The sequence below is a fragment of the Streptomyces sp. NPDC058198 genome, from assembly GCF_042882605.1.
Classification (GTDB): domain Bacteria; phylum Actinomycetota; class Actinomycetes; order Streptomycetales; family Streptomycetaceae; genus Streptomyces.
In genome coordinates, this window is record NZ_JBHVVP010000017.1 from 35,335 (window position 1) to 48,468 (window position 13,134).

The 13,134-nt window shown below is 71.1% G+C and carries 14 protein-coding genes and 1 riboswitch; of the genes, 8 read left to right on the forward strand and 6 right to left on the reverse strand.

From position 1 onward, the window contains the following. Positions 1 to 41 precede the first annotated feature (41 nt). Positions 42 to 2,828, reverse strand: a complete 2,787-nt coding sequence (locus ACFVWW_RS32020) for a SpoIIE family protein phosphatase (RefSeq protein ID WP_386879246.1) — start codon at positions 2,826 to 2,828, stop codon at positions 42 to 44. Between the two features lie 159 nt (positions 2,829 to 2,987). Further along, positions 2,988 to 3,635, reverse strand: a complete 648-nt coding sequence (locus ACFVWW_RS32025; RefSeq protein ID WP_386879245.1) for a histidine phosphatase family protein — start codon at positions 3,633 to 3,635, stop codon at positions 2,988 to 2,990. A 183-nt stretch (positions 3,636 to 3,818) separates the two neighbouring features. Beyond that, a riboswitch (cobalamin riboswitch) is annotated at positions 3,819 to 3,906 on the forward strand. A 60-nt stretch (positions 3,907 to 3,966) separates the two neighbouring features. Here ACFVWW_RS32025 and ACFVWW_RS32030 point away from each other — a divergent pair. Both ACFVWW_RS32030 and ACFVWW_RS32035 read left to right on the forward strand, forming a co-directional pair. Beyond that, positions 3,967 to 4,191 carry a CbtB domain-containing protein gene (locus ACFVWW_RS32030; protein ID WP_384185959.1) on the forward strand — a complete coding sequence of 75 codons (225 nt, stop codon included), beginning with the start codon at positions 3,967 to 3,969 and terminating at the stop codon, positions 4,189 to 4,191. Between the two features lie 21 nt (positions 4,192 to 4,212). Beyond that, entirely contained in the window at positions 4,213 to 5,055 is an 843-nt protein-coding gene (locus tag ACFVWW_RS32035) for a CbtA family protein (RefSeq protein ID WP_384185956.1), read from the forward strand. 76 nt (positions 5,056 to 5,131) lie between these two features. On the opposite strand, the gene ACFVWW_RS32040 is transcribed toward ACFVWW_RS32035, so the two are convergent. Next, entirely contained in the window at positions 5,132 to 5,521 is a 390-nt protein-coding gene (locus tag ACFVWW_RS32040; RefSeq protein WP_384185954.1) for a hypothetical protein, read from the reverse strand. Positions 5,522 to 5,704: 183 nt separating this feature from the next. Here ACFVWW_RS32040 and cbiE point away from each other — a divergent pair, with 183 nt between their 5' ends. Both cbiE and cobM read left to right on the forward strand, forming a co-directional pair. Continuing rightward, the gene (gene cbiE, locus ACFVWW_RS32045) at positions 5,705 to 6,979 is read left to right on the forward strand and encodes a precorrin-6y C5,15-methyltransferase (decarboxylating) subunit CbiE (protein ID WP_386879244.1); all 1,275 of its coding nucleotides are present in this window, start codon (positions 5,705 to 5,707) and stop codon (positions 6,977 to 6,979) included. A gap of 56 nt (positions 6,980 to 7,035) precedes the next feature. Beyond that, the gene (cobM, locus tag ACFVWW_RS32050; protein ID WP_384185950.1) at positions 7,036 to 7,788 is read left to right on the forward strand and encodes a precorrin-4 C(11)-methyltransferase; all 753 of its coding nucleotides are present in this window, start codon (positions 7,036 to 7,038) and stop codon (positions 7,786 to 7,788) included. A gap of 37 nt (positions 7,789 to 7,825) precedes the next feature. Here the strand turns inward: cobM and ACFVWW_RS32055 are convergent, their stop codons facing one another. Then, a complete protein-coding gene (locus ACFVWW_RS32055) occupies positions 7,826 to 8,077 on the reverse strand; it encodes a hypothetical protein (protein WP_384335049.1) in 252 nt (83 codons plus the stop codon). A 126-nt stretch (positions 8,078 to 8,203) separates the two neighbouring features. Between ACFVWW_RS32055 and ACFVWW_RS32060 the strand changes: the two genes are divergently transcribed. The 3 genes from ACFVWW_RS32060 (at position 8,204) to ACFVWW_RS32070 (ending at position 9,616) form a co-directional block, all read left to right on the forward strand. Further along, complete coding sequence (locus tag ACFVWW_RS32060; RefSeq protein WP_384335051.1) at positions 8,204 to 9,037, forward strand: Scr1 family TA system antitoxin-like transcriptional regulator; 834 nt, start codon at positions 8,204 to 8,206, stop codon at positions 9,035 to 9,037. Further along, positions 9,034 to 9,258, forward strand: a complete 225-nt coding sequence (locus ACFVWW_RS32065) for a DUF397 domain-containing protein (RefSeq protein ID WP_384335054.1) — start codon at positions 9,034 to 9,036, stop codon at positions 9,256 to 9,258. Before ACFVWW_RS32060 ends, ACFVWW_RS32065 begins: the two co-directional genes overlap by 4 nt. A 79-nt stretch (positions 9,259 to 9,337) precedes the next feature. Beyond that, the gene (locus ACFVWW_RS32070; protein ID WP_386879243.1) at positions 9,338 to 9,616 is read left to right on the forward strand and encodes a hypothetical protein; all 279 of its coding nucleotides are present in this window, start codon (positions 9,338 to 9,340) and stop codon (positions 9,614 to 9,616) included. Between the two features lie 58 nt (positions 9,617 to 9,674). Here ACFVWW_RS32070 and ACFVWW_RS32075 read toward each other — a convergent pair whose 3' ends face one another. Beyond that, on the reverse strand, positions 9,675 to 10,793 hold the full coding sequence (locus ACFVWW_RS32075) for a cobalt-precorrin-5B (C(1))-methyltransferase (protein WP_386879242.1): 1,119 nt from the start codon (positions 10,791 to 10,793) through the stop codon (positions 9,675 to 9,677). Positions 10,794 to 10,810: 17 nt separating this feature from the next. On the opposite strand from ACFVWW_RS32075, the gene ACFVWW_RS32080 reads away from it, so the two are divergent. Continuing rightward, positions 10,811 to 11,623 (forward strand): cobalt-precorrin-6A reductase, encoded by an 813-nt coding sequence (locus ACFVWW_RS32080; RefSeq protein WP_386879241.1) that lies wholly within the window; start codon positions 10,811 to 10,813, stop codon positions 11,621 to 11,623. On the opposite strand, the gene ACFVWW_RS32085 is transcribed toward ACFVWW_RS32080, so the two are convergent. Next, a complete protein-coding gene (locus ACFVWW_RS32085) occupies positions 11,560 to 13,086 on the reverse strand; it encodes a precorrin-2 C(20)-methyltransferase (protein ID WP_386879260.1) in 1,527 nt (508 codons plus the stop codon). The genes ACFVWW_RS32080 and ACFVWW_RS32085 overlap by 64 nt on opposite strands. Positions 13,087 to 13,134: the final 48 nt, after the last annotated feature.

Consider the following 13,134-nt stretch of genomic DNA (forward strand, 5'->3'; position numbering starts at 1 on the left):
CGGCCGGGGCGTGCGCGGGGCCGGAAGGGGGCCCGACGGCCTCAGGGCAGCGGCTGCTCGGCCCAGATGACCTTGCCGTCGGGGGTGTAGCGGGTGCCCCAGCGTTCGGTGAACTGCGCGACGAGGAACAGACCACGGCCGCCCTCGTCCGTCGCCGCCGCGTACCGGAGATGGGGCGACGTGCTGCTGGAGTCGGAGACCTCGCAGATCAGGGTGCGGTCGTGGAGCAGCCGTACCCGGATCGGCCCGGTGGCGTAGCGCATGGCGTTCGTGATCAGTTCGCTGAGGATGAGCTCCGTGGTGAACGCCGCCTCGGCGAGACCCCACTCCTCCAGCCGCTGGACCACGGAAGCGCGCACATGGGCGACCTCCGAGGGGTGGGCGGGCACCTCCCACTCCGCGATCTGATCGGGACGCAGCACGCGGGTACGGGCGACGATCAGCGCGATGTCGTCGCTCTGGCGGGTCTGCAGCAGCGCGTCGAGCACCGCCGTACAGATCTGCTCAGGGGTCCGGTTCTGATGGGCCAGCGCACCCCGCAGCAGCTCGAGTCCCTCGTCGATCTCCCGGCTGCGGTCCTCGATGAGCCCGTCGGTGTACAGCACGAGGTCGCTGCCCTCCGGCAGCCACACCTCGGCCGTCTCGTACGGCAGCCCGCCCAGCCCCAGCGGCGTCCCGGCCGGCAGATCGAGGAACTCGACACTCCCGTCGGGCCGGACCAGCGCGGGCGGCGGATGGCCGGCGCGCGCCATGGAGCAGCGCCGGGTCACCGGGTCGTAGATCGCGTACAGGCAGGTGGCTCCCGTGACCAGCGAACCGTTGCCGCCGGCGTTCCCGATGGTCTCGTCCTGGTCGATGCTGGCGATCAGCTCGTCCAGGTGCGAGAGGATCTCGTCGGGCGGCAGGTCCAGCGTGGAGAAGTTGTGGACCGCCGTACGCAGCCGCCCCATCGTCGCGGCCGCGTGCAGACCGTGACCGACGACATCCCCCACGACCAGCGCCACCCGGGCGCCTGGCAGCGGGATGATGTCGAACCAGTCGCCGCCGACCCCCGACTCCGCCGGCAGATACCGGTAGGCGACATCGAGGGCGTTCTGCTCCGGCAGCACCCGGGGCAGCAGGCTGCGCTGCAGCGTCACCGCCATGCTGTGCTCGCGCGTGTAGCGCCGGGCGTTGTCGATGCACACCGCCGCGTGGGAGGCCAGGTCCTCGGCGAGGGAGACGTCGTCCTCCTCGAAGGGCTCCGGCTTCTCGGAACGCCAGAAATTGACCATGCCCAGAGGGACGCCCCGCGCGCTCAGCGGAGCGGTGACGAGCGAGTGGATGCCGTAGTCGACGACCTTGCCCGTCCAGTTCGGGGCCTGGGACTGCCATCCGTCCGCCTGGCTGAGATCGGGTTCGACGACTCCCTGCCCGTTCTCCAGGCTCCGCGCCTGCGGCGAGGACGAGATGAACGAGAACAGCTTGCCCACCGGGTAGAAGGGGTGGTCGTCGCGGATGCCGAGCACGGCCGTACGGCGCATCTCGGAGCCGCTCAGCCTCGACGGCTCCTCGCCGCGCAGGACGGGCTCCGCGAGATCCACCGTGACGAAGTCGGCGAAGCGCGGGACCGCCACCCGGGCCAGCTCCTCGGCGGTCCGGTCCACGTCGAGGGTGGTGCCGATCTCCACGCCGGCGTCGTACAGCAGCTTCAGGCGCTCCTGTGCCGCTTCCGCGCTGCCGGTGAGCGCGCGGAGCTCGGTGGAGTCCCGGAGCGTGGCCACGCTGCCGGGCGGTCCGCCATTACGGTCCGTGAGCCGGTTGTTCACCGCGAGCAGTCGCTTCCCTGTCACCATCACCTCGTCGGTGGCGACGCGCCCCGAAGCCAGCAGTTCGGCCACATGAGGGTCCAGGCCGAGGTCGGTGATGGGCCGGCCCTCCGGATGCGGGGGCAGGTCGAGAAGACGGCGTGCCTCGTCGTTGGCGAGCATCAGCCGGCCGTCGCCGCCGACGATGATCACCCCTTCCCGTACGGAGTGCAGGACCGCGTCGTGATGCTCGTACATGCGCGTCATCTCGATGGGGTCCAGACCGTGGGTCTGGCGCCGCAGCCGTCTGCTCACCAGCCCCGTTCCGCCCATGGCCAGGGCCAGCGAGGCGGCCGCGGCGCCGATGGGGATCGGCAGCTCGTTGTTGGCGAGGCCGCTCACCTTCTTGACCGTGATCCCGGCGGAGACCAGACCGACGACCTTCCCCTGCGCGTCGTTGATGGGGGTTACCGCCCGTATCGAAGGGCCGAGCGTCCCCGGGTAGGTCTCGGTGACGCTGTGCCCCTCCAGCGCCGGCGCGATGGTGCCGACGAAGTGCTGCCCGATGCGGTCGGGGTTGGGGTGGGTGAGGCGGATGCCCTTCGTGGTCAGGACGACGACGAAGTCCATCCCGGAGCTCTGGCGGACCACCTCGGCCCGCGGCTGGAGCACGGCGGTCGGGTTGGGGGCGTGCAGTGCCTCCACCATCCCCGGCGAGTTCGCGAACGTCGTGGCGACGGCGAGCGAGCGGTTGCGCGCCTCCGTCGTGGAGTAGTGCCGGGACAGCAGGAGAAGCGAGGTGAGTGAGGCCGCGACGAGCAGCACCACGATCACCAGCTGCAGGATGAATACCTGCCCGGCGACGCTGTGCACGTTCAGCCAGGATCGGCGGCGCCACTCCGACGACGGCTTCCGCAGGGCTTCGCGGTCGAACCGTCCGCGCCACCTGGGTGCCGTACGTGGGTGCTCACGCCGCCGACTCGGTGGACGCCGACCGGAGAACACGCGAGCGGAACGCACCCGAGCCCAGGATCGGCCCATATGTCGGGCCATACACCCACATCTACACTGCCTGCCTCCGGAAGGCGAGTGCTGTTTGGCACTTATTTCTCATGACGTTCGATGACGCTCCGTAGCGCTCCCGCCGACGCGGCCGCCGCAACCGTCACGTTTCGTTACGTGGAGTGATGTACGGGGCTTTCAGGGCGCGACGCTGTGCAGGGGGCGGCCGCTGAGCAGATTCCAGCGGCCGTCGCGCCCGCTGAGTTCGGTGACGGTCAGCGGGCGTACGTCGATCCTCCAGAACGCCTGCGGGGTCGCGCCGAGGGAGTGGACCACGGCGGCGCGGATGAGGTCGGGTTCCGCCACGGCGATGACGCGCCCCCGGGAGTCGTCCGGGGCCTTCCTGTCCGCCCCGTCCGCCCTGTCCGCGCCTTCCGGGCCCTCCGCGGTCAGGGTGTCGAGCCAGTGGCCGACGCGGGTGTGCAGGGCGAGCAGGGACTCTCCGCCGTGCGGGGAGGACGCCGGGTCCGACAGCCAGGCGGCCACCGCCTGCGGCTCCGCCGCGGCCACCTCGTCGAGGGTCCTGCCCTGCCAGCGGCCCATCGCGCACGGCGCGAGGCCGGGCAGCGGCTCCGCGTCCAGGCCGAGCACCTCGGCGGTCCGCAGGCAGCGCCGCGAGGGAGAGACGTACAGCGCGGCGGCGCGGGGGAAGGTCTCGCGTACGGCCTCGGCCTGCCGCAGCCCGATGGCGTCCAACTCGTCCTGATCGCCCGCGCCTTCGCCGAAGCGCGCTGCGCGCAAGGAGGTGCTGATGGCCGGTGAGATGAACATCACCCGGGTGGTCATACGGTTCTCCTCGGCTGTCCTCGCTCCCGGCCGGCCCGCCCGACGCGGGGCCAACTCCCGGAGCCCGTACGGTGCTCGGCGCTCCGCGGCAGCCGCCGTCCACCCGCGAACGACGGGGGAGAGGGCCTCTTGGCCCGCCTGTCGGTTCGCGGTACCTTCACGTCGATATCACGACGGCGGGACGGAAGTCCGGTGAGAGTCCGGCACGGTCGCGCCACTGTATGCCGGGTGCCGGCTGCGTACAGCGCAGCAGGGGCCCGGTGAGTCAGACCCGATGGCCGTCGTGCGAGCTCCACTGAATGGGACGCGAGTTCCCCAAGGAGGTTGTGCCATGGCTCAGTCCATTGCGCCCCCGGTCGTTTCGCCCACCACCGCCCCGGTGACCCCTCTTCCTCTGCGCGCGGTTCTGCCGTGGGCCGTGTTCGTGGGCACCCTGATGCTCGTGCTGTTGTACTTCGTCGGCGCCGAGCAGGGCGCGACGTCGGTCTTCTCCGGTGCGGGGGTGCACGAGTGGGTGCACGACGGCCGTCATCTGCTCGGCTTCCCCTGCCACTGACCACTGACGGAGATCACGCACATGCATGCCTCCACCGTCAGAACTCTCCTGGTCCGCGGCATGATCGCGGGCGTCGTCGCCGGACTCTTCGCCTTCGCGCTGGCCTATGTGGTGGGTGAGCCCTCCGTACGGGACTCCATCGCGCTGGAGGAGACCCAGTCCGCGCCGGCGCACGAGCACGGCGCAGCGGCGCCGGCCGGTTCATCGGCCGGTTCATCGGCCGGCGAAGCAGCGGCCGCGGACGAGGAAGAGGAACTGGTCAGCAGGCCGGTCCAGTCGACGTTCGGACTGGCCACCGGTGTCCTGGTGTACGGAGTGGCCCTGGGCGGAATCGCCTCGCTGGTCTTCTCCGTCTCCCTGGGCCGGATCGGCCGGTTCGGCCCGAGGGCGACGGCGGCCCTGATCGCCGGAGCCGCCTTCATCACCGTCTATCTGGTGCCGTTCCTGAAGTATCCGGCGACCCCGCCCGCGGTGGGCAACCCGGACACCATCGGCCGACGCACCACGCTGTTCTTCCTGATGATCCTGCTCAGCGTGTTGCTGGCGGTCATCGCCGTCATCGCGGGGAGACGGCTGGCCCCGCGGCTGGGCAACTGGAACGCGTCGGCCGTCGCCGGCGCCGGTTACGTCGTCGTCGTGGCAGTGGCCTGTCTCGTCCTGCCCGCCAACACCGATGCCGTTCGGGAAACCTTCCCGGCGGCTCTGCTCTGGGAGTTCCGTCTCGCGTCGCTCGGCGTACAGGCGCTGCTGTGGACGGCCTTCGGGCTGATCTTCGGGGCGCTGGCGGAGCGGGTGCTCCATCCTCGCAGCGCCACAGCGGCGGCCGCGGGGAGCGCCTCCTCGCCGGTCGGGACACCCGGCTGACACCGGGGGCCCTGTCCGGCCGGCCATCGTTGACACCAGGTGGGCGCCCGGCGTTCCTGACGCCGGGCGCCCTGGCTCACCTCTCCGTACGACGTCGGTCACCCGCGCACAGCGCCCAGATGATGAAGACGTCGATGGCGAGGAGCGTGAGGGCCCAGAGCGGATAGCGCGGAATCCACAGGAAATTCGACAGCGCGCCGAGACCCGCCAGGATGACACCGACGACGCGCGCCCAGACCGCTCCTTTGAACAGGGCGCAGCCCGCGAGGAAAATGATGAGGCCCAGGATCAGATGGACCCATCCCCAGCCGACGAGATCGAACGAGAAGATATAGCTCCGCGTCGTGAGGAAGATATCGTCCTTGGCGATGGCGGAAATGCCCGCGAGGATGGTCATGGCGCCGCCGAAAATCATCAGGACCGCGGCGAATACCGTCCATCCGGTGGCGAGCCTCTGCTTGGCCATGGGTCGCTCCCTGGGTGAGAAACCTGGCCGTCGACCACGTATTCGTCGGCCCCGGTCCTTGCGTTCCATTCAAGGTTCCATAGGTGTGGATCACCCGCATCTCCTGCCCCGTCGGGGGCGCGGCCGAAGTGGGGCCCGTACAGTTTCGAATTCGGTCTTCTCCCAGCCCAGAGGAATACGGCAGTGAGCTTTCCGCCCCCCGCATCTCCCGCGTCTGCCGCGCCCCCCGCGCCGCCGGTGACCGTCGCCGGGATCGGCGCGGACGGATGGGCGGGGCTTTCCGAAGGCGCGCGGCAGGCCTTCCGCGATGCCGAGGTGCTCATCGGCGGGCCCCGGCAGTTGGATCTTCTCCCGGAGGACGAGTGCGCGGGGGAGCGCGTGCCGTGGCCGTCGCCGCTGCGGCCCGCCGTTCCCGGGCTGCTCGCGGCCCACGCCGGGCGCCGGGTCTGTGTGGTGGCCAGTGGGGATCCGATGTTCTACGGGATCGGGCGGGCCCTCGCCGAGGTGGTGGGGGCCGGGGCGTTGCGGGTGCTGCCGCATCCGTCGTCGGTGTCGTACGCCTGCGCGCGGCTCGGCTGGCCGGTGGAGGACACGGAGGTCGTCACGCTCGTCGGCCGTCCTGCCGAACGGCTGGCCGCCGCCCTGCACGACGGCCGCCGGGTCCTGGTGCTCAGCGCGGGCGCGGCGACGCCCGCAGAGGTGGCGGCGCTGCTGTGCGAGCGGGGGTACGGGCCGAGCCGTATGCACGTCCTTGAACAGCTCGGCCGGGAACACCTCGGCGCGGGCGGGGAACGGCATATCGAAGCCTTGGCCCAGGACTGGGCCGAGCCCGCAGGCGATCCGCTGAACGTCGTGGCGGTGGAGTGCCGTCGCGCGCCGGACGCGTTGCGCATCGGAGTCGTACCAGGTCTGCCGGACGCCGCGTACGAACACGACGGCCAGCTGACCAAACGCCATGTGCGCGCCGCCACGCTGGGCGCGCTGGCCCCGGCGCCGGGGGAACTGCTCTGGGACGTCGGAGGCGGGTCGGGTTCGATCGCCGTCGAGTGGATGCGTACGCACCGGTCCTGCCGGGCGGTGTCGGTCGAGCGTGATCCGGCGCGCGCCGAGCGCATCGGCCGCAACGCGCGGGCGCTCGGTGTCCCGGGGCTGCGCGTCGTCACCGGCGGAGCCCCCGACGCGCTGGCGGGACTGCCGGTGCCCGACGCGGTGTTCATCGGCGGTGGCCTGACCGCCCCCGGGCTGCTGGCGGCCTGCTGGGACGCGCTGCCGGCGGGCGGCCGGCTGGTCGCGAACACGGTGACGCTGGAGTCCGAGGCGCTGCTGGCCGACTGGTACCGCCGCCTCGGCGGGGAACTGGTGCGGCTGGCCGTCGCGCACGCCGTGCCGGTGGGCGGATTCACCGGCTGGCGGCAGGCCATGCCGGTCACCCAATGGGCCGTCACGAAAGCCCCTTGAGCCCCTTGAGCCACTTTGCACGACCTCCCGGCGGAACCCTCAGGAGAAGAAGAACGATGACGGTGTACTTCATCGGCGCCGGGCCCGGCGCCGCCGATCTGATCACGGTGCGGGGCGCGCGCCGACTGGCCGCGTGTCAGGTGTGCCTGTACGCGGGCAGTCTGGTGCCGCGCGAGCTGCTGGCCGAATGCCCTTCGGACGCGCGCCTGATCGACACCGCGCAGATGGACCTGGACGGGATTACGGCGGAAGTCGTCCGGGCCCACGAGGAGGGCCATGACGTGGCCCGGCTGCACTCCGGCGATCCATCGGTCTTCAGCGCGGTCGCGGAGCAGATGCGGCGGCTGGACGCGGCGGGTGTGCCGTACGAAGTGGTGCCGGGGGTACCGGCGTTCGCGGCGGCGGCCGCGGCGCTGAAGCGCGAGCTGACGGTGCCGACGGTGGGCCAGACCGTCATCCTGACCCGGATCGCCCAGCGGGCCACGCCGATGCCGGACGGCGAGGACCTGGCGACTCTCGGGCGCAGCGGCGCGCTGCTGGTGCTGCACCTGGCCGCGCGGTATGTGGACCGGGTGGTGGACGAACTGCTGCCGCACTACGGGGCGGACTGCCCGGCCGCGGTGGTCGCGATGGCCAGCCGCCCGGACGAACTGGTGCTGCGCGGCACGCTCGACGACATCGCCGGACAGATGAAGGCGGCGGGTGTGGTGCGGACGGCGGTCATCATGGTGGGCCGGACGCTGGGCGCGGAGCAGTTCCGCGACAGCCACCTGTACTCGGCCGAAAGGGAACGCCCGCACAGCTGTTGACGGGCGTGCCCTGCCGCGCCCTTCGCGGTCCCACACCTCAGACGCCGCCCCTGCTGCTTCGCTTGTTCCGTTCCGCAACCTCCGCGCTGAGCTTCTCGGAGGGTGAGCCGGCGGATTCGTAGTCGGGGCACTTCGGGTGCCCGCACTCGCACTTGGGCCACTTCAGCGCGGAGCCGGGAGCGAGGTCCGCGCCCTCCTCCACCTCGGTCTTGTGGACGATGAGGACACCGTCCACACCGAACGCCTCCGACAGCCGGGACAGGAACCTCCGCGCTTCACTTCTCGTCATTGCGTTCTGCCTTTCGCCTTTTTGCGTGCTCTCTGTGACTAGTTGCTCACATGGTGCCGCCGTCCGGCGTACGCTCGGAAGCCGTTTCGGTCCCGACCGCAAATCTGGGAGAAATGGGGTGCCCGCATGGCACGGCCCGCACGCGAACTCACACCCGACAGGTCCGCCCGAGATCTGTTCGGCGCCAAGATGCGGAATTTCCGTGAGAGGGCGGGCTTAACCCTTGAGGGCCTGGCGGGCGTGGTGCTCGTCAGCAAGAGCCATCTGTCCCGGATCGAGACCGCGGAGTACATGCCGCCCCGGGAACTCCCTGCCCAACTGGACGCGGCGTTCGGCACGGACGGCATTTTCGAAGAGCTGTACGGTCTCGCGCGCAAGGAGATCCACCCGGACAAGTACCGGCGGCGCATGGAGCTGGAGGCGCGGGCTCGGATCATCGACCACTACGCGGGGCAGATCGTGCCCGGGCTCGTTCAGACCGAGGATTACGCTCGCGCGCTCTTCCGTGTCGGCAACCCGAGGGCTACGGCGGACGAGATCGAGGAGAAGGTGACCGCCCGACTGAGTCGGCAAGTGCTCCTGGTGGGCCCCTCCGCGTCGGACGTCTCCATCGTTCTTGACGAGGCGGTCATACGACGGTCCGTCGGCGGGCCCGTCGTCATGCGGGCTCAACTGGCGCGCCTGGTCGACCTTGCGGATACCCCCACGACCACTGTTCAGCTCTTGCCTTTCGAGCACGGTGAGCACGCCCTACTGGGCGGTGGTGCGCTGGAGTTGCTGACACTGGACAGTGGGCACCCCGTGGCCTACGAAGAAGGGCTCACAACGGGCACCCTGCTGGAAGATGCGGAGAGTGTCAGGACCCGACGGCGGGATTACGATCTGATGAGGGCCTACGCCCTGTCGCCGCGCGATACGGCGGCATTCATCCGATCCACGATGGAGGCGCTTCCCATATGAGCACCACCCTGGACCTCTCCCTCGCGCAGTGGGTCAAGTCCACGTACAGCAATGCGGACGGCGGCAGTTGCGTGGAGTGGGCGCCGAAGGTCGCTGCCGCTTCCGGGATCGTCCCCGTACGGGACAGCAAGGACCCGAGCGGCCCGTCCCTGATGTTCGCGACCGCGGGCTGGTCCACGTTCGTCACCGCCGTCAACGACGGTGGTTTTCCCGCCGCCTGAAGCACAACGCGCCACCGGAGCCCCGTCACCCTCTCCCGTCGGAGTGACGGGGCTCTTCGCTGCTGTCGAGGAGAACACCGTGACCGCCCAACCCGGACACCAAGGCCCGGATCCAAGGGTCCGCCCAATCCCCCAGAGCATCGACGCCGTCTCCAACGCACTCGGTGCCACCAAGCGCGCGGCTTTCTGTGCGGAAATCGGTCAAGCCGGAGATGGCGACCACATCAGCGCCGTCCTACGGAAGTGGTGGATGGAGGCGATGTTCGACAGCCGTCCCGGTCGCGAGCAGCGCCTTTCCGATGCCGAGACCGGTAGAAGGCTCGCCCCGCTGCCTGGTCTGGTCGGCGGCGAGAAGTGAACGGTTACGAACCGATCTGATCCGGCTCAGCGACTGACCCACCGCCGAGTCCCGCTTCCTACAAGGGCTCGCTGCGGCCCACTACCGTGCCCGCTCTGTCGATGCAGATCACGTCCACCTCCACCGGCGCCCCGCGCAGTACCGTCAGCGCTTCGTCGCGTGCTCTCGTCGCGACCGCGTCGCCCAGCCGGATGCCCTGGGCCTGGCACAGCTGGAGCGCGGCCAGGCCGGTGTTGGCCTGGGTCACCTCCGTCGCCAACTTCGCGTTCGCGCCCGCGCCCGCCGCCAGGTCCGCCAGGAAGCGCTTGTCCACCTGGGAGCGGGCCGAGTGGAGGTCCAGGTGGCCCGCCGCCAGTTTGGACAGCTTCGCGAAGCCGCCGCAGATCGTCAGGCGGTCGACCGGGTGGCGGCGGATGTACTTCAGTACCGCGCCCGCGAAGTCGCCCATGTCCAGGAGGGCGTCCTCGGGGAGGTCGTACGTCGCGAGCACCGTCTTCTCGGACGTGGAGCCCGTGCAGCCCGCGACATGCGTACGGCCCGCCGCACGGGCCACGTCCACGCCCCGTCTGATGGAGTCGATCCAGGCCGAGCAGGAGTAGGGAACGACGATGCCCGTCGTACCGAGGATGGACAGGCCGCCCAGGATGCCCAGCCTCGGGTTCCACGTGGAGCGGGCGATTTCCTCGCCGTGGTCGACCGAGACGGTTATCTCGACGTCGCCCGAGCCGCCGTAGCGGGCCGCGACCTCCGCCACATGGGACCGCATCAACCGACGCGGGACCGGGTTGATGGCCGGTTCGCCGACGTCCAGGGGGAGGCCGGGGCGGGTGACCGTACCCACGCCGGCGCCGGCCCGGAAGATCACCCCGGAGCCGGGCGGCAGCAGCCGTACCGTCGCGCGGACCAGGGCGCCGTGGGTGACGTCCGGGTCGTCGCCCGCGTCCTTGACGATTCCCGCCATGGCCAGGGACCGGGACAGTTCCTCCGTCGCCAGGGCGAACGCCGGGGTCTGCCCCCTGGGAAGCGTGATCGTCACCGGGTCGGGAAAATCGCCGGTCAGCAGCGCCGTGTACGCGGCCGTTGTCGCGGCCGTCGCGCACGCACCCGTCGTCCAGCCGGGCCGCAGGCCCGTGTGCTTGAGTTGGGCGCTGCGCCCGCCCGTCACGCCCTCAGACATGGAGAGACCCGCCGCCGATGAGTGAACCGTTCCATGTGCTCATCCTTGGTGGGACCACCGAGAGCCGTCGTCTCGCCGAGAATCTGCACGGCCCTCTCCGTTTCGTCCGGCACATCCGCGTCACCACGTCCCTCGCCGGCCGCGTCGCACGCCCGGTGCTGCCGCCCGGCGAGGTGCGGATCGGCGGGTTCGGCGGTGCGGAAGGGCTGGGGCGCTGGCTGCGCGAGCACCGCGTGGACGCGCTCATCGACGCCACTCATCCCTTCGCCGCGACGATCAGTCGGAATGCGGCCCGGGCGGCCGCCGACGCCCATGTTCCCCTGCTGGCGCTGCGCCGGCCCTCCTGGGTGCCCGCCGCGGGCGACGACTGGCGTCCGGTCGGCTCGCTGGAGGAGGCGGCCCGGGCGCTGCCCCCGCTCGCGGGCAGGGTCTTCCTCACCACGGGGCGGATGGGGCTCGCCACCTTCGCTCACCTCGATGACCTGTGGTTCCTCGTACGGTCCGTGGACGCCCCGGAGCCGCCGTACCCGGCCAGGACGGAAGTGCTGCTGGACCGGGGGCCGTTCACCCTCGACGGGGAGCGGGAGATCATCCGCAGCCACCGCATCGACGTCGTGGTGACCAAGGACAGCGGCGGCGCGGCCACCGCGGCCAAGCTCACCGCCGCCCGCGAGGCCGGTCTCCCCGTGGTCGTCGTCCGCCGGCCTCCGGTGCCGGAGGGGGTGCCTGTGGCGGGCACCCCCGACGAGGTGGCGGACTGGCTGCGTCAGTTCGCCGCTTTCGGAGAGTTCTCCGGGGACGGGCTCTCCGCAAGCGGCTTTTCCGGATAGCGGCGCGGCGTCCAGACGATCTGCCGCCCGTCTCCCCGCCGTACGGTCACCGTCTGCGAGGACCCGACCAGCAGGATCGTCCGCATGTCGACCTGCGCCGAATCGAGGTCGGCCAGCCGCACGATCCGTACGCTCTGCTCCGCCCCGCCCACATCGCGCCCGAGGACGACCGGAGTGTCCGGAGCGCGGTGTTCCAGCAGCAGTTCGCGGGCCTTGCCGACCTGCCACGTACGGCTGCGGGAACCGGGGTTGTAGAGCGCGAGCACCAGATCCGCCGCGGCTGCCGCGTGCAGGCGTTCGGCGATGACTTCCCAGGGCTTGAGCCGGTCGGACAGCGAGAGCACGGCGTAGTCGTGGCCGAGCGGGGCGCCGGCGAGGGCCGCCGCCGCGTTGGCGGCGGTCACGCCCGGCAGTACCCGTACGGGGACGTCCTCGTACGGCGCCCGCGACGCCACCTCCAGGACCGCCGTGGCCATCGCGAAGACGCCGGGGTCGCCGCCCGAGACCACGGCCACGCGCCGTCCCCGCCGTGCCAGGTCGAGGGCGAACTCCGCGCGCTCCGACTCCACCTTGTTGTCGGAGCCGTGCCGGAGCTGGCCGGGGCGGACCGGCACGCGGTCCAGATAGGTGGTGTAGCCGACGAGATCCTCGGCGGCGGCCAGTTCGCCGCGCGTCTCGGGCGTGAGCCACAGAGGTCCGGCCGGGCCGGTGCCGACGACCACCACCTGGCCGGTCTTGTTGGTCTCACCTGAGTTACTCGGCGCACCCGCGTCTCCGGGCACCGGCACGGGCACCGCGCCGATCCGGCTCGGCAGGACAGCGACCGAGAAGTACGGCACGGAGTCCGGATCGACATCGGCCAGCGCGCCGGTGCGCTCGCCGCTCATCGTGGCCCGTTCGACGTACCGCGCGTCCGCCAGCCGCCCCGCCCGCTCGATCGCCCGCCGTACGGTGGGGAAGGTCCGGCCGAGCTTCATGACAACGGCCGAGTCCGCCGAGGCCAGGCGGGCCGTCAGCTCCTCCTCCGGCAGGGTGCCCGGGAGGATCGTCAGCACCTCCTCGCCCTCGACGAGAGGGGTGCCGAGCCGGGCCGCGGCGGCGCTCACCGACGTGACGCCGGGGATGACCTCGGTCGGATAGCGGCCGGCCAGCCGCTTGTGCATGTGCATGTACGAGCCGTAGAACAGCGGGTCGCCCTCGGCGATCACGGCGACCGTGCGTCCGGCGTCCAGATGGACGGCGAGCCGGGCCGCCGACTCGGCGTAGAACTCCTCCATCGCGCCCTGGTACCCGCCGGGGTGGTCGGTGGTCCCGGTGGTGACCGGGTAGACCAGGGGCTCCTCGATATGGTCGGCACGCAGATGCTCCGCGGCGATGGAACGCGCGATGGACCGGCCGTGCCGGGCGCTGTGATATGCGATCACATCCGCCTCGGCGATGACCCGCACGGCCCGTACGGTCATCAACGACGGGTCACCCGGGCCGAGCCCGACTCCGTACAGCCGGCCGGT